The sequence below is a fragment of the Psychrobacter sp. ANT206 genome, assembly GCF_056880555.1.
This window is the reverse complement of record NZ_CP096271.1, coordinates 768,223-785,060: the sequence shown is the minus strand read 5'-3', so window position 1 is coordinate 785,060 and position 16,838 is coordinate 768,223. Positions and strand designations below refer to the sequence as shown.

At 42.4% G+C, this 16,838-nt stretch carries 14 protein-coding genes; 2 read left to right on the top strand and 12 right to left on the bottom strand.

Going from position 1 to position 16,838, the window contains the following annotated elements; translation table 11 throughout:
• Positions 1-47 precede the first annotated feature (47 nt).
• From ispG to M0221_RS03370, 8 genes are all read right to left on the bottom strand, one after another.
• Positions 48-1,163: a flavodoxin-dependent (E)-4-hydroxy-3-methylbut-2-enyl-diphosphate synthase gene (gene ispG / locus M0221_RS03405; protein WP_011279968.1), complete on the bottom strand. Its 1,116-nt coding sequence runs from the start codon at positions 1,161-1,163 to the stop codon at positions 48-50.
• Positions 1,164-1,254: 91 nt separating this feature from the next.
• Positions 1,255-2,070, bottom strand: coding sequence for a helix-turn-helix domain-containing protein (locus M0221_RS03400; protein WP_483284747.1), 816 nt, complete (start codon positions 2,068-2,070; stop codon positions 1,255-1,257).
• Positions 2,067-3,020 (bottom strand): type IV pilus biogenesis/stability protein PilW, encoded by a 954-nt coding sequence (gene pilW / locus M0221_RS03395; RefSeq protein ID WP_020442924.1) that lies wholly within the window; start codon positions 3,018-3,020, stop codon positions 2,067-2,069. Before pilW ends, M0221_RS03400 begins: the two co-directional genes overlap by 4 nt.
• A 102-nt stretch (positions 3,021-3,122) precedes the next feature.
• Positions 3,123-4,430, bottom strand: coding sequence for an RNA-guided endonuclease InsQ/TnpB family protein (locus tag M0221_RS03390; RefSeq protein WP_483284355.1), 1,308 nt, complete (start codon positions 4,428-4,430; stop codon positions 3,123-3,125).
• A gap of 322 nt (positions 4,431-4,752) precedes the next feature.
• On the bottom strand, positions 4,753-5,994 hold the full coding sequence (gene rlmN / locus M0221_RS03385) for a dual-specificity RNA methyltransferase RlmN (protein ID WP_483284354.1): 1,242 nt from the start codon (positions 5,992-5,994) through the stop codon (positions 4,753-4,755).
• A gap of 336 nt (positions 5,995-6,330) precedes the next feature.
• Entirely contained in the window at positions 6,331-6,762 is a 432-nt protein-coding gene (gene ndk, locus M0221_RS03380; RefSeq protein ID WP_483284353.1) for a nucleoside-diphosphate kinase, read from the bottom strand.
• Between the two features lie 300 nt (positions 6,763-7,062).
• Positions 7,063-8,352: an adenylosuccinate synthase gene (locus M0221_RS03375; RefSeq protein ID WP_011512996.1), complete on the bottom strand. Its 1,290-nt coding sequence runs from the start codon at positions 8,350-8,352 to the stop codon at positions 7,063-7,065.
• A gap of 184 nt (positions 8,353-8,536) precedes the next feature.
• Positions 8,537-9,841 (bottom strand): ATP phosphoribosyltransferase regulatory subunit, encoded by a 1,305-nt coding sequence (locus tag M0221_RS03370; protein WP_483284352.1) that lies wholly within the window; start codon positions 9,839-9,841, stop codon positions 8,537-8,539.
• Between the two features lie 493 nt (positions 9,842-10,334).
• Here M0221_RS03370 and M0221_RS03365 point away from each other — a divergent pair, with 493 nt between their 5' ends.
• Positions 10,335-10,724, top strand: coding sequence for a DUF2237 family protein (locus tag M0221_RS03365; RefSeq protein ID WP_149492997.1), 390 nt, complete (start codon positions 10,335-10,337; stop codon positions 10,722-10,724).
• Between the two features lie 61 nt (positions 10,725-10,785).
• On the top strand, positions 10,786-12,000 hold the full coding sequence (gene corA, locus M0221_RS03360) for a magnesium/cobalt transporter CorA (protein ID WP_133105249.1): 1,215 nt from the start codon (positions 10,786-10,788) through the stop codon (positions 11,998-12,000).
• Between the two features lie 130 nt (positions 12,001-12,130).
• Here the strand turns inward: corA and M0221_RS03355 are convergent, their stop codons facing one another.
• The 4 genes from M0221_RS03355 to M0221_RS03340 form a co-directional block, all read right to left on the bottom strand.
• The gene (locus tag M0221_RS03355; protein WP_011512992.1) at positions 12,131-12,628 is read right to left on the bottom strand and encodes a phosphate-starvation-inducible PsiE family protein; all 498 of its coding nucleotides are present in this window, start codon (positions 12,626-12,628) and stop codon (positions 12,131-12,133) included.
• A gap of 112 nt (positions 12,629-12,740) precedes the next feature.
• A complete protein-coding gene (gene folD, locus M0221_RS03350; RefSeq protein ID WP_483284351.1) occupies positions 12,741-13,637 on the bottom strand; it encodes a bifunctional methylenetetrahydrofolate dehydrogenase/methenyltetrahydrofolate cyclohydrolase FolD in 897 nt (298 codons plus the stop codon).
• A 394-nt stretch (positions 13,638-14,031) separates the two neighbouring features.
• Positions 14,032-15,483: a capsule assembly Wzi family protein gene (locus M0221_RS03345; RefSeq protein ID WP_483284350.1), complete on the bottom strand. Its 1,452-nt coding sequence runs from the start codon at positions 15,481-15,483 to the stop codon at positions 14,032-14,034.
• A gap of 122 nt (positions 15,484-15,605) precedes the next feature.
• Positions 15,606-16,808, bottom strand: a complete 1,203-nt coding sequence (locus tag M0221_RS03340) for a DegT/DnrJ/EryC1/StrS family aminotransferase (protein WP_483284349.1) — start codon at positions 16,806-16,808, stop codon at positions 15,606-15,608.
• Positions 16,809-16,838 lie beyond the last annotated feature (30 nt).

The following is a 16,838-nucleotide window of genomic DNA, read 5'->3' as shown; positions in this document are numbered from 1 at the left end:
TAAGTTTTAACAAACGGCTCTATAATTTTTATTAATAAAACGCTTTATTATCTAACACGTATAATCTCGTTTTCGCGTTTTTTTGCCAATTCTTCTGCATGGGCGCGTACCATACCTTCTATCTCATCAACCAGATTATCTGTATCAATCAGATGACTTTTTTCGCCCATACGATAAACTAATGATTTTGGTGCTGCGCCAACAATACCGATATCGGCTTCTTTCGCTTCACCTGGACCATTTACCTTACAGCCAATCACTGACAAATTCATCGGCTCACGAATGTCTTCTAAGCGCGACTCTAACGCGGTCATCACTCTAATCACGTCGAACTCTTGACGTGAGCAGCTTGGGCAAGCAATGAAATTGACACCATTAGAGCGAATATTGAGCGATTTTAAGATATCAAAGCCAATCTTAATTTCTTCTTCTGGCTCTGCAGCTAAGGAGATACGAATCGTATCACCAATACCGTCCAATAATAAACCGCCCAGCGCGATAGCAGATTTGACCGAACCGGTACGATAAACACCAGCTTCAGTCACACCTAAATGCAAAGGATTATCAATTTGTGCTGAAATCAGACGATAGGCATCCATGGTCAAAAATACGTTGCTGGCTTTAACCGATACTTTATATTGATCAAAATTAAGACGTTCTAATATATCAATATGACGCATTGCCGATTCGAGCATCGCTGCGCCATTTGGCTCTTTATACTTACGCTGAATGTCTTTTTCTAAAGAGCCAGCATTAACACCGATACGAATAGGAATATTGTAATGCTTGGCACAGGCCACTACTTCGCGTACTTTGGCGTCACTACCGATATTGCCCGGGTTAATACGTAAACAATCTGCGCCCGCTGCCGCAACAGCTAAAGCAATTTTGTGGTCAAAATGCACATCTGCTATCAAGGGTACGCTGACCAACTTGCGAATTTCACCAAACGCTTTAACGGTATCCATCGTCGGAGTAGAAACTCGCATCAAATCAGCGCCTGCTTCAACACAGCGCTCAATTTGGGCAACCGTTGCTGCCACATCGCAGGTATCGGTATTGGTCATACTTTGCACACTAATCGGCGCATCACCACCAATCGCGACATCACCGACATATATTTTCTTCGTAAGACGACGGTTAATAGGCGCTGACGTTGACATAGACAAACCCTTTCATGAAAGCAGTAAAAACGAGAATAACAATAAAACCAAGGTAATACTATTTACTTTAAAAACTGAACCATTCAATAAATTAAGGTGCCAATTCAAAACTGGCTTGGCTACCATTTGCATAGCTGTTTAAAGCGACAGATTGCTGATTGAGCATCAAGCGCACGTTATTAATATTATCGATCTGTACATTAAACGGTGGCATACCTGATAACTGATAATCACCCGCATTCTGCGAGCCCGCGATCAAGCTGCTACCAGTAGCATCCGTAATAGTGACGACAGCAGCATCCGTCAGCTTGACATCCAAAGTGGCAGGAGCAACGTCGCCACCGCCTAAGTTTAGTGCTGAACCTGAAGCGCTAACACCTGTAACATCGGTATTAATAGCTGCGCCTTGTGCTTGTTCTAATGCTGAGATATCTTCAGAGCTAGATATAGGCTGCTCGATATTTTCTTTGCTGGCATTACTAACCATACGGAATAGGAAAATCGCTAAAATAATGACACCGATCACTGCGATAATTAGTAGCGGATTAAAGCGAATACGATTGTGTGTATCGCGCTGTAGCGTACCCATAGGCTGCAGTGGCGACTGAGTATTATTAGCCGAACGCGATTTTAGCTCATTTGGGTAAGCGGCATCAAAGCTACTGGCTATTCTGACTGGGTCGAGACCCAAATATTTGGCATAGTTGATCGCAAAACCGCGCGCAAACGCCACTTGCGGCAAATCAGAAAAATCTTCATTTTCTAACGCTTGCAGGTGACGTTTTAAAATAAACAATTCATTTGCCGCGTCATCCAAGCTTACTTGCTTAGCTTTGCGAGCTTGCTGCAACATGGCACCAAATGATCCCTGAGCGTTAAAGTTTGTGTTTGATGATGGGGTGGTCATTTCCATGGTGCCTCTGGATTGTTAAGCCAAGTCTTTAGTTGTTTTGCTTCATCACTTAATGGATAAGCAGATAAAAGTTGCTGTGCCAATTGTTGGCGTGTCTTGATGTTTTTTTGCGCTGCTGCCAATTTGATGCCTTGTAGGAGCAAGCGCGGACTAGCGCCCTGCCCTTGTACCAATATCAAGGTCTCATCATAGAGCCTTTGTGCCTGCTCAATACGCTGCTGCTCAAGTAATAAATCAACCAGTTCAATATGCGCAATAACACTATTTCGATTGCCATCTAGAGCCCGTAAAAAAGCCTTTGCTGCGGCAGGATGATCATTGAGCTGAAGGTAGGTACGACCTAAGTTCTCTAACGCCCCAATACGACCTTCGTAACCAAGGGCAGCACCAGCGATTTCAAACTGCTCAGCTGCCTCTTTATAACGCTTCATCTGCGATAAATACACGCCATAATTATTGTGAGCTTGGTCAAAATCTTTATCAAGCGCAATGGCTTTTTTGAAATATTGATCCGCTTTTTCAAGATTAAGGCGGCTGCCTTCTTGCTGCAACAAAACACCCATCATATCATAGGCGGGCGCATGACGGCTATCGGCAGCAAAGGCTTTTTCGAGCTGTCTTTGGGCAGCATCAAGCTCGTTTTTGCGGATATATTGTGCAGCAAGTGTCGTTCGAACGCGAGCAATTTCTTGCTGATCCAATTTACGGTTGTCATTGGGTTGCGTTGAGGTTTGATAAGGCGTGCCCGTTATTAGATCGTTGGTTGGCGTACTTTGACAGCCAACCAAGAATCCAGACAACAACATACTAAAGATGCCTACAACGTAAGCACGCTTTTTATTAGCATGAAAGACTGTAGAGCCTAATCGTTTTATCACAGGATAAAAGGGTCTTTTATAGTTGAACTGATAAGAGTTTTTAGAAGTCATCATGGCTACCATCATAAAACTATAATTCAATGCGTTCGATCATCGAGGCATCAGTTTATTGACATACTCACCCCACTTTCGCATTGCTCAAGTGGAGGATTCTAAGAGCAAAAGCTCTTAGGCGACTTCCTCACGGCTGTCACAAGTTTTCTGTATCATCGGGCGACCTTTACCGCATCCTCCCTCCGCAGACAAAACGGCATGTCCTGCCGATAATATGTTACATGCCGCATTGAAGTCGGCATTTGCAACATACATGCATTTAACACACTCAAATTTTGCCTGAGTCCGTCTATTTTCTTTGGCAACATGTTTGCAGTTAAAACAGGTTTGACTGGTGTAGTTTGGATTAACCTTAATCACTAATCCACCGCGCCAATGTTGCTTATATCCAAGCATATCAATCATCATGCCCCAACCTTGATCTAGGATTGATTTATTTAATCCTGATTTAGCTCTGACATTACGACCTTTATTCTCCATCGTACCGCTTGCCGACCTTGACATATTGGCTATTTTTAAGTCCTCAACGACAATCATGGCGTGGTTTTTGCTGATCGTGGTGGTTACTTTATGTAAGTAGTCATGGCGAATATTGGCAATATGGCTGTGGAGCTTTTGGATTTTGTGGTTGTGCTTTTTCCAGTTTTGACTAAATAGAACTTTTCTACTTAATTGACGCTGTAATTTTGCCAATTTGACTTGATTGGCCTTAAAGCTGTTTTTGGGCTTGATGGTTTTATTTTCTGAGGTGGTAATAAGTTTAGTAATGCCTAAATCAACGCCTAGTGAGCTTTTAGAGGGGTGAATTGGGTTTTGTAGTAATTCTCGCTCAGTACCAAATGACACATACCATTGCCCTGATTTCTTGCTGATGGTAACGTTTTTAATGATACCGACAATCTCTTGGGATTTTCTAAATTTCACAAACCCAACCCCGTTAGGCAGCTTTACTCGATTGCCCTCAACACGACAGTATTTATCAAATTGCACCAAGCGCATTGAGTCGCAGCGATCTGCTTTACGCTTAAACTGCGGCATTAAAGGTCGGTGCTGAATTTCTGTTCCATCAAGCAATTTAACAAACTTAGGCTTTCTAGGCTTCTTTTTACTTTCTTTAAATCTGGCATGTACTTTGGGGTCAAAGAATCGTGACCAAGCTGACGCGAGATCACGAACTTTTTGTTGTAGAGATACGGCGTTAGATCGGGATTTCAAAAAGGCAAACTCAGGATTGTTCTTCAGTCCAACAATCTTGTTAACCAAATTGATGGCATTAATAAATTCGTTTTTAGCAAACATCTCAAGCGAAAGTGCCAACATTTCATTCCAAACAAAACGCGCAGAGTCAACAAGACTGGTTAATATGACCACTTGTTCTGCATTAGGGCTAAGCCTAAATTTGTACGCCTTGTTGATTTTCATCAAATACTCTTTACCAATAAACGAATATTCTAATGTTTAACACTATACAGATACGTCATTTATTTTGGTATACTTTTAATGAGTGAGCTGTGTGAAAAAGACTAAAAACTATGTGAAATTTACCTACGACCTAGCTCGGGTGGAGCCCTCTTTAGTGCTTAGATAGACTGATAGTAACACGACACGCTACCACAATAAATTATTGATTAGTACTGCCTGCATAGTAGAGGCTACAAAAAATACTATAGTAGGATTCTCTTTAATACATCAATTCGTCTATAGCTACGTTAGATAGCTATAGCAGTCATTTTTATTAACCTAATTAACTATTCTCGCGATCCTTGATGCTTTGCTGCCATGCGGCTGACCGACGCGTTCTGTCAGCAACTTGCCCTACCAACTGCCCACAAGCGGCGTCAATATCATCGCCGCGCGTTTGGCGAATGGTACAAACAAAACCTGCTTCACTTAATATGTTGCTAAAGGCATGAATACGATTATTACTCGATTTATCGTAATTTGCATGAGGGAACGGGTTAAACGGTATCAGGTTAATCTTACTTGGTAAATCACCCAACAATGTGACCAATTGCTCAGCATGCTCATTACTATCATTGACACCATCTAGCATCACATATTCAATAGTCACGTGTTTTTTGTGGCGCGGATTTACTTCAAAAACGTAATTTCTCGCCGCCGCCATGAGCTGCTCTAATGGATATTTTTTATTAATTGGCACTAATTCATTACGTAGCTCGTCATTTGGCGCATGTAATGAAATCGCTAAAGCCACGTCAAGCTCCTGTGCCAACTCATACATTTTTGGCACCACACCTGAAGTCGACAAAGTAACACGGCGCTTTGATAAACCATAAGCATGGTCACTGAGCATCAATTCCATCGAGCTGACAACGGGACGATAGTTTAATAACGGCTCGCCCATGCCCATCATGACGACGTTGGTGACGTTGTTTTCCCATAAACTATGGTCAACATTTTCTAAACTATCATTTTCATCGGTCATATAAGAGGCATTTGCCACCCATAATTGTCCAAGAATCTCAGCCGCCGTCAAATCGCGCTCAAAGCCCTGCTTACCCGTACTACAAAAGCTACAGTCGAGCGCACAGCCCACTTGCGAAGAGACACACAAGGTTTTACGACCGTTTAATTTACTATCATCTGCGGGAATCAATACGGTCTCGACCAACGAGCCACCCGTAACTTCAAATACCCATTTACGCGTGCCGTCATCACTGTATTGACGATGAATCACTTTTGGCGGAATGACGCAGGCATTGGCTGATAATTTATCACGCAAAGATTTACTTAGATTGGTCATTTGCTCAAAATCAGTGACACCCTGCTGATATATCCACTTGATGACTTGCGTCGAGCGAAACGGCTTTTCGCCAATACTCTTAAAGTATTCCGCCAGCTGCGCTTGTGTCATACCTAGTAGATTGGTTTTCGCCTGCGCCTCGTCTACTAATTTTATACTCTTAGTAGTCTTAGCAGGTACATGTTGGACGTCAGTTTGAATAGGGCTTTGAGCAGTTGACATAATAAATAACCTTTTTGCATCTACTGGTATAGGCGATGCAATTGTTGAGATGGGTGTTGCAGACGTACTCAATATATGAGTGCATGAGCAATCCGTTATGAGCGCATTTTTTACCAAAAACTGAAAGTAATATGCTGATAAAGGATTGATAACGCTACATAAAACTAATAATGAGGGAGAAAAGTTAAAATTTCAACACATAGTCAGACTATTATAATAGCTAAAACGGCTTATACCAAAAGATATAAGCCGTCTCGCCACACTAATTATTAATCAGCGCTATTATTATGCATAACAACTATTATGCACAAAAGTGGCTATTAATAAATACTGCTATTAACGCGTACGTGCACACACTTCATCATCATTGAAGAAGTAGCTGATTTCACGTGCTGCTGATTCAGCTGAATCTGAACCATGAACCGCGTTTTCATCGATGCTGCTAGCGAAGTCAGCACGAATAGTGCCTTCAGCGGCGTCTTTTGGGTTAGTAGCGCCCATGATATCACGATGCTTAGCGATCGCATTTTCGCCTTCTAATACAGATATCAATACTGGACCTGAAGTCATAAATGACACTAGATCGTTGTAGAATGGACGCTCAGCGTGCTCAGCGTAAAAACCGCCCGCTTTTTTATCATCAAGTTGCATCATTTTAGCGGCAACAATTTTTAGACCTGATTTTTCAAAACGATCGTAGATAGCGCCGATGTTGTTGCCAGCGACTGCGTCAGGTTTGATGATAGATAAAGTACGTTCGTTAGCCATGAAAAGCTCCTAATAAATAAGTGAGAAGTTAAATAATTTACGTTGTCTGTGATCACTGCGCTGAGCGAATTCATTTATGAATATCCAATGCGGATACGCAATACGATGCTCAGCGAATGATTGCTGCCTATTATAATGATTAAGACTGTAAATGATAGGATTAATTTACGGTTGTAACTTGCACAAAAGTAAATTGGGTAGGCTTTTACCGCTTATCAATCTTCTGATTTATCAAAAACAAAACCCCAATGTTTAGCATTAGGGTTTTGTAAATTAAACATACAATAGCATTATAACCAATTAAGCATCGTACGGATCACGCAATACAATGGTCTCTTCACGATCAGGACCGGTTGAGATGATATCAACTGGGCAACCAATCAATGCTTCGATACGTTTGATGTATATTTTGGCGTTTTCAGGCAGCTCATCGTAGTTAGTGATACCGACCGTTGATTCGCTCCAGCCTTGTAGCGTTTCATACTTTGGCGTTACCGCTTCGTAGAATTCAGCATCATGTGCGCCTGCACACTCAGTCTCAGGTAAGTTATAACCCACACCGATTAGCAATTCTTCTAGACCATCTAACACGTCAAGCTTGGTTAGGCAGATACCTGACATAGAGTTCAGTACGACAGCACGGCGTAATGCTTCAGCATCGAACCAACCACAACGACGAGCGCGGCCAGTCGTGGCACCAAACTCATGACCGACTTTAGCCAAATGCGCACCAACATCATCAAACAATTCAGTTGGGAATGGACCGCTACCAACACGGGTGGTATAAGCTTTCGTGATACCAAGGACATAATCTAAATATAATGGACCGATACCCGTACCTGTAGATACACCACCAGCAGTCACGCTTGAGCTGGTTACAAACGGATATGTACCGTGGTCGATATCAAGTAATGTACCTTGCGCACCTTCAAACATTAGGTTCTTGCCAGCAAGACGCAATTGGTTCAAATCTTCAGTGACATCAGTCACCATGCCTCTGATTTCTTCTTTCCACTCTTTGCAAAGCTTAAGTGTCTCATCAAAATCAATCGCTTCAACTTTATAATACTGAGTCAGTTGGAAGTTATGATATTCGATTAAGTTACGTAGTTTTTCTTCTAAGTCATCACGGAACAAATCAGCAAGCTTGATGGCACGGCGCGCAACTTTATCTTCATAAGCAGGTCCAATACCGCGACCAGTCGTACCGATTTTACCACTACCGCGCTTGGCTTCACGCGCTTGATCAAGGGCAACATGATATGGCATGATTAGTGGGCAGTTTGGAGAAATACGTAGGCGCTCACGTACTGGAACGCCATTCTCTTCTAAACCTTTCATCTCTTTAAGTAGTGCATCAGGTGCTAATACCACGCCATTACCGATAAAACAGGTAACGCCTTCACGCAAAATACCAGATGGGATTAGGTGTAAGACGGTGGTTTTACCATCTACAACTAACGTATGTCCAGCGTTATGTCCGCCTTGGAAGCGTGCAACTGCTGAGGCTTTTTCGGTTAGTAAATCGACGATTTTACCTTTACCTTCATCGCCCCATTGGCTACCTAAAACTACGACATTCTTACCCATGATAAATCCTTACCTTAATATATTGAGGTGTGTGCAATAAGTGTTTAAAACTACCTATCAAAACGAAAGTAATGCTAAAAACGATACTTTAAACAAAGTATATTTTTAACGACTTAATCACTAAATATCTTTTTATAGCAAACGCTTTTTTTATAGCATTTATAAATATTAAATATTTTCAAAGTTAAACCGCGTGTAGCTGCCATTGGTTATCGACAAGGCTTAAACGATGAGTCATACCCACTGGCATATCTTCTGCCGTTAATGGCATGGTCACGCGATAGCCCTGCTGACGTAAGCTTGCCACTTGCTGTAATAATAGCTGCAGCTGCTCATTTTCTAAATCCTTGAAAGCGTCATAATCCACTAGCACAATAACAGGTGCATCAAGCTGAGTATGCGCGAGCAAACGGCTGACATCCATACTAAAGCCAGTTGCTTGACGTGGCTGATTCGTGGCTAATTGATTACTTTTCATACCATCAAAGCGCCCGCCACGTACTAGCGGCTGAGTTTCACTATTGATATAACCATTGAACACAATGCCCGTATGATAATGATAGCCTGATAGCTCGGTCACATCGATACTGACCGCACACTGCCACTGTACTTGCAAGTGCGCTTTTAGACGTTGCAGCTCATCAATAGCTGTGACAATTTGAGCGTCTTGTTGCGCATTCTCTGACAATCTGCCAAGCAGATTTGCAATGTCATGACCAAAGCGCGCCAAGGTATAAAAATCGCTACCCAGCGGTAGCGCTTGGCAAACCTGCTTCAGCTCTGGTAAGTTCTTATTGGCATAAAGCTGCATCAATTGCTCAGTATCACTTTCTGATAATACTGCCAATTCTGCCAAGCGCTTAAATATCGCTACATGACCCAAATCAACATGTAATGCTGCGCTCATCTCTAGGCTATTGAGCATGCTAAATAAGACATCAATCAGCTCAATATCTGCTGCAATGGACTCACAACCAAATATCTCAGCACCGAGCTGTAACGGTGTACGAGAGCCAAAAAGCCCCGATGGCAAAGTATGAATCACATCACCTGCATAGCAATAACGCGCGATTCCATCGCCGCCATGGTGTGCATCAATACGTAGAATCTGCGGCGTGATATCCGCGCGTATACCCATCAAGCGACCAGTCAACTGATCGATAATCTTAAAGGTTTGACGCTTTAAATCCTCTGAGGCTCCGCTCAGTAGCGATTCAGTAAACTCAATCATTGGCGGATTGACCAACTGATAGCCATGGCTGATAAGTTGCTGGATCAATTGATGTCTAAGCAATTCTTGCTTATGGGCGTCTTCAAATAACACATCGACCACCCCATCAGGCAACAACCAACTATTAGCAACGTCGCTGGCAAGATTGCTAAGATAAGGTAAACGGTTGGGTGCGGCGGTATTATCAGCGGGCTGAGTAGCCGCTTGCTTGAGGGTATTTTGCAGGGCAGGTTTTGCAGAATCAGAACTGGCAGACACAATAAATCCTTGTTTGGCGTATCGCTTACCAAAAGCGCGGTAAAGATGCGGTACTTAAAGGTTATATTTCCAATTGCATAGATATCAGGCGTTTTTTATTTTTTACGCGCAACATCACTGACCCAATTATTGATAAGCAAACTAGGTAACCGCAAAAGGGTGAGTAATAGTATAAGTTGGAATGATAAGACGAGTATCTTTATGCGCTAAAAAATTATGATAAATAATCAAGGCACTTTATGCTTTAGTTTAGCATAGCAGCTAAGCTTCGCCTAGTGACAATTAACGGCAATCGCCATCTAATTTATTCTAATAACCTTAAAAACTGTCTTTTTTATGACAGATTTATCATCATAAATACCGTATTTCTATAGACAAAATATAGCGTTAACGAAGCAATATTTCCTCTAACTATCTGTTGCACCTATCGTTGAATAACGTCTTAGATGTACACTCATGTTACACTAGCCTATATTTTTACTTTGGAAGCCTTATGTCATCTGATTATCATCCAAATCCTGCGACCAACCAAGCAAATGTGCTTGGCACTGCCCTAGCCAGCTGTTGTTTTGATCCGCTTACCGGTTATTATCGCAATGGTTTTTGTCATACGGGCAACCATGATGTTGGTCAACATACCGTTTGCGCCAAAATGACCAGTGAGTTTTTAAACTTTTCAGCCAGTCGCGGTAACGATTTGATTACGCCACTGCCTGAGTATGGTTTCGCCGGTCTACAACCTGGTGACTACTGGTGTATTTGCGCGTTACGCTGGGTTGAAGCACTCGATTTAGGCATGGCACCACAAATCAAGCTTGAAGCTTGTCATGAGAGCTTATTAAATTTGGTCGATATTGATACGCTAAAACGCTTTGCCTTGTAATCCGCATCAGTTGCAGAAGTTATTTTATATTTATTTTTATACTTAGACAGAAGGAGTAGGTATGAACCAAGATGATGACCTGATTGTCAAAACGGCAACGCGTATCACACCTGAGTCTAATGTCAGTCTTATTGACGCCACTATCATAGACGAGCACTCCTATTTAGACAATTATGACAGCTATATCTATGGCGATTCTGATGCAACGGTCGAGGACACTATTGAGACCATGACCGTCTATGATCCAGACTCTGAACGCTATGAAGATATTGAGCCACTCAGTGCTAATGAAGTGGTCAATTGTTATGCTTATTCCCGTAAAACGGGTGAACAGCTGAACAAAATAGCGCTCAGGGATGTCAGTCGCGCCTTGAGCAATAGTGGTCAGTTTATCTGGTTAGGTCTTTATGAGCCTAGCTTGCAGACAATATCCGAGGTAAAAGAAGCTTTTGATCTACATGAGCTCTCAATCGAAGATGCCTTTGCTGACCATCAACGCGCCAAAGTTGAAAGCTATGATAACGATACGATATTTGTGGTATTACGTACCGCTAAGCTTGAAGGCAATGTCATCCGCTATGGTACTACGGCGATATTTATGGGTAAGAACTATCTTATTACGATTCGTAATGGTCCTTCTAACTCCTATGCGCCAGTACGTGAGCACTGTAATCGCCGCCCTGAAAAACTGCGTATGGGACCTATATTTGTCTTGCACGCTGTTATTGATTTTATCGTCGATAACTATATGCCAGTGACCGACCGCTTAGGCAGCTATTTACGTGAGCAAGAGCGCAATATTTTTACTTATGAATTTAATAAAGAAACGCTTAGAAATCTATATGAATTAAAATCACAATTGGTGCATATGCGTGCAGTTATTTTACCAGTGCAGGATATCTGTAGCTTTTTTATAAACCATCAAAAAAGCGATTTGGTCTCACCATTTTCGCACGCTGCAAAGCCCTACTTTCGAGATGTGAATGACCATTTACTGCATTCTTTAGATGCCATCAATGGTTTAAATGAGATGCTCAGTGTGGTGATGAATACCTATCTCGCTATGGTAAATATGGGACAGAATGAGGTGGTTCGCAAGCTTGCGGCTTGGGCAGGTATTTTGGCAGTACCGACGGCGATTGCTGGTATTTATGGGATGAACTTCGACTTTATGCCTGAGCTACACTGGCAATATTCTTACTTTATCATTATGGCGGTTATCATTTCACTATGTAGCTTTTTATACCTTAACTTTAAGCGCTTAGGCTGGTTATAAACCCGCTTTTTAGATAAAAAAAGAGCTTCCATATATATGGAAGCCCTTTTTTTATTAACAGATATCAACTATCGTTAGTAACTCATCGACACCTATCATCCCTTTAATTCATGGTATTTATCGAAAATAATTATTTAAGAGACTGCTCATTATCAACACAAGGTAAGTGATGCTCAGTACTGGTCACTTGATGGTCTTTCAAATAATCTTCTGGTCGCCCAAACATCTTAGCTGTCCAAGTTAATATAACAATTGACGCACTCAGCACCATAATGGCAAAGGAAATCGTTGCTAGCAGCCATAAGTGAAAGTTATCTGATACCGCCTGTACATCGACGACTAAATGTCGCGATAAAGCCGTAATCGCAATAAATATCAAGAACTGCACTGGCAAACGATGAGTCTTAAAATAGATCCCAATCATCGCTAACAGCTCTAGATAAATAAAGAGTAATAAGATGTCTTTCAAATCCGCTGAACCTTTTTGAAAGATCACAAAGAACTCTTTACCCGCGGTCCAAACTACCACTACACTGATTAAAAATAAGATTATGTAATGAGAGACATCGACGAACTCTCTACCAATACCTTGTAATCGCTCATGAATACCCACGTTATTTTTAGCCATGTTAGATCCTATCAACGGTAAAGGGGTTGATTTAGCCTGAGTCCTTGTGCTGTCTACTGTGAAGTCTCAGGCTCCTTATCTATCGGCAATCCGTGCTCTTATAATTAACTCATTAACTATTGTCTAAACAGGCAGCTTTTTCAGCAGCATCAACGGTCTGGCGAATAAGCGTATTAATCGTCATAGGCCCAACGCCGCCTGGGACTGGTGTATAAGCACTAGCGATATTTTCGACGCCTTGCAATTCAATATCGCCAACACCGCCATTATCAGTCGGATGGAAACCTGCATCGATAACCACAGCACCTGCTTTAATCCAATCAGCTTTGATCAGCTCAGGTACACCTACTGCTCCAACTACGATATCAGCACGTTTAATATGAGACTCTAAATCTTGCGTTCTTGAATGGCAGATTGTTACTGTACAGTTGGCATTTAATAGCATCATCGCCATTGGTTTACCTAAAATTGCACTACGACCTACAACTACGGCTTCCTTACCAGCAAGCTCAATATTATGATGCTCTAATAAGTGCATGATGCCTTGCGGGGTACATGAACCATAAGCAGATTGCTGCATCGCCATACGACCAAAGCCAAGACAGGTCACACCATCCACGTCTTTTGCCAAGTCAATCTGCTCAAAGCAAGCACGCTCATCAATATGAGCCGGTACTGGGTGCTGCAGCAAAATACCATGAACATCTGGATTGCTATTCAGCTCGTCTATTTTTGCTATCAGCTCTTCAGTGGTTGTCGCACTTGGCATCTCAACCCTAATAGAATCCATACCGACACGTTTACAAGCATTGCCTTTCATACGTACATAAGTCGCAGAAGCCGGATCATCGCCGACCAATATCGTCGCTAAGCTTGGTGTACGTCCTGTCTTAGCTTTAATAGCGTCTACACGCGTACTCAGTTGCTGTTCTATTTGTTTAGCAAGTGCTTTACCGTCCAAAACGGTAGCAGATCCTTGGGCAGTTGACGTAATAGACGCAATTGACATAGTAACTCCAATAGAGGGTGCGATAAAAAAAGTAAAGACAGCGCCGCAATTGCTTGCATGCCTGTCTTATCCTTGATCAAGGTATGATTGATACTCATATTGTACCTGCCTGAGCCAAAAAATCCTAGCACCCTATATTCGATTCAATTTAAAAAGAACACCGTACTGCTGGGATAAATTTTACGAAGCCTCTGGAATGCGAAGCGCACAGCAAGCGAGAGAAATTTATCCCAGCATAATGCTATTCTAAGCATAACTCCTTTATATTGAACTCACTATATTAAAAAGCCATAATTAAAAAACAATAACGTGACCATAAAAAAGTCGATCTATTAAATATTAATAGACCGACTTTTTATTTTCAAGCACTGTCGTGCATTGATTAAGCAAGCATTTAATAAGTCTGCAGCTCAATGCCTACACCTACGCCGATATCAGTCGACTGGATATCTGAATCTACGGCCCAAATTCGGCTAGAAATAAGCGTTTGAGAGTTGTATTGATGCTCCCACGCCACATCGATACCAGTTAACTTATCAGTCGTTGGGAATGCTTGATTAATGGCCTCATTCGCTTGATTGACTTTTGCATGCTGTAGTTTTGCATTAATAAAATTACGATTGTCTAGCCATAAGCGACCACCAAGTGCGATACTTTCTGCATCGCCACCTAATGCATAGCCTAATGGGAAGCCTTGCTGATAATAACCATCGGTATAAGTACCATGATCATAAGATATTCCGCTTACTTCACCACTGGTACGGGTATCTGTATACTCCGCATACAGCTGATAAGGCTTACCATAAGCAGCAGACGCATAATCAACACCGGCTAAATACATGTTTTTCGCCGGCAAGCCGCCTGCTTCATCTTCACCGATATATTGAGCATAAACGCCAGCAGGTACATTGATCAATGGCGCTAAACTTAAGCGTGCGTCAAAACCGCCTAATTGATTAGCAGGGTCTTCACCAATTGTAGCACCATTATCACCATTATCTTTGGTGCCTAGTAAGGCATCAGTAAAGGAGCCAAAACTCTGTGGACGACCTTCACCGCCCCACATAAAGGTACGAGAAGCACCCAACTCTAACCATTCCCATGGGCTAGCTGTAAGTCGTGCACCAAACAGCTTAGCATCAGGAATCGCTTCATAATCCTCTAGTTGACCGGCAAATAGCTGATACTGCCAAGGTCCGACCCACGATACATATGGAGATGTCGGCGCTGTTTGCTGATCGCGCTGCATAGTAAAACCCGCAACCGGCAAGCTTGCATCGCCTCGAATAAGGCTACCATCATGCCCAGGTCCCCACCACGTTGGAATTTTACCCGCAATCAACCACTGATTAGCAGCAGTACCAGCAAGGTATGAGCCCTCAAAGCTAACATCTGAGCTGTCATCGATAAGTTTGTCATTTTTTAAATTGGCTTGCAAATTAAATTCCCACTCCGCTTCGCTAAGCGATACCCCAACGCTTGCTTGTTGACCCGCAAGTTGATCGTCAGCAAATTTTTGTGGTAGCTGATCTCTATCGGTTTGTACATGCAGTGCTGCCGACCCTTTTACCACTGAGTTGCGATTCTGATTCAGTCGCACTTGTACCGACTGCAGGATCTGCTGCTGCGCTGGCGTCTGGGCATCAGCCGTATTTAAAGCGCGTTTAATCTCATTAGCGGTCAGCGGCCAAGTGCTGGTGCTAATCTGCGCGACCCCTTGAGTATTCAGCCAATCAAGATCTGCTTTAAGCTTTAGATCGTTCATATACAGGTTTTGTGCAGATGCCAACATTGACACTGATGTTAAGACACCAAAACCCAATAAAATGCTTAGCTTCTTGTACATGATCAAATACTCTTCGGTTATAAAGGGGTTTATTATAAAAGCTAATGGTTTATAAATACTATGGGTCAAACATCAATTTGCATTAACGTAACTAAATTTAACTTAACTCAATAACTGATATATTATTGGTTATGTATATTCGCAAATACGCTATCAATTGCTTGAACTGTTTGCTTAATTTCTTCTTCTGTCAACGTTGGATGAACGAGAAACATCAAGCTGGTTTCGCCAAGCTGCTTGGCAACTGGTAGTCTCGTCTCAGGACGTAACCCTGTATTATCAAAGGCTTTTTCCAGATATACCTCAGAAGCGGATCCTGAAAAACAAGGAACCCCTAATTCATTTATCTCTTGAATAATTCGATCTCTTGACCACGCTTTAGGTAGATTGTCTGGCTGCACATAGACGTAGAGCTTATAATAGGCGTGGGTCGAATCTGCAATCTGCGGCGACTCTTCTAATCTTGGCACAGAAAGGTAGCCTTTTGCTTCCCATTTTGCACAGACATCTAAGACAGCTTGAGCATTCGCCGTGCGTTTGGCAGTCCAATCAGGCATTCTCGTTAATTGAATACGACCGAGCACTGCTTGCATTTCAGTCATGCGCCAATTGGTACCAAAGCTTTCATGTAACCAGCGATAGCCGGGTGCATGACCTGTCTCATAGACAGCGGCGTAGCTTTTACCATGGTCTTTATACGCCCACATCTTACGCCATAACTGCTCATCATTGGTGGTGACCATACCGCCCTCACCGCCCGTGGTCATAATCTTATCTTGGCAAAAACTCCAAGCACTAATATGCCCGATACTACCAACGCTACGACCTTTATAGCGCGCACCGTGAGCCTGCGCACAGTCCTCTATCACATACAGATCGTACTTATCTGCCAACGCCATAATGCCATCCATATTACAAGGCCAACCTGCCAAGTGTACACAGACGATAGCTTTAGTTTTATCCGTCAATACCGCCGCGATCGACTCAGGAGTGATATTACCGGTGGCCTCATCGACATCTGCAAAAACAGGGGTTGCTCCCGCATTGACGACTGATGAGATACTCGCAATAAAGGTACGCGGCGTTACAATTACTTCATCGCCTGCGCCAATTTCTAACGCTTGTAAGGCAACATCTAATGCCAACGTACCATTTCCCATCGCAATGGCATATTTGCTATCAGCCCATTTAGCGAATTCAGTCTCAAAATGACGACATTCTTGCCCTGTCCAGTAATTTACCTTGTTAGATAATAATACTTGACTAACAGCATCAGCCTCGATTTGAGTAAAGCTTGGCCAAGGTGAAAATGGGGTGTTTAACATAGTTGCCTCGATGGTGCTTATTTATAATTG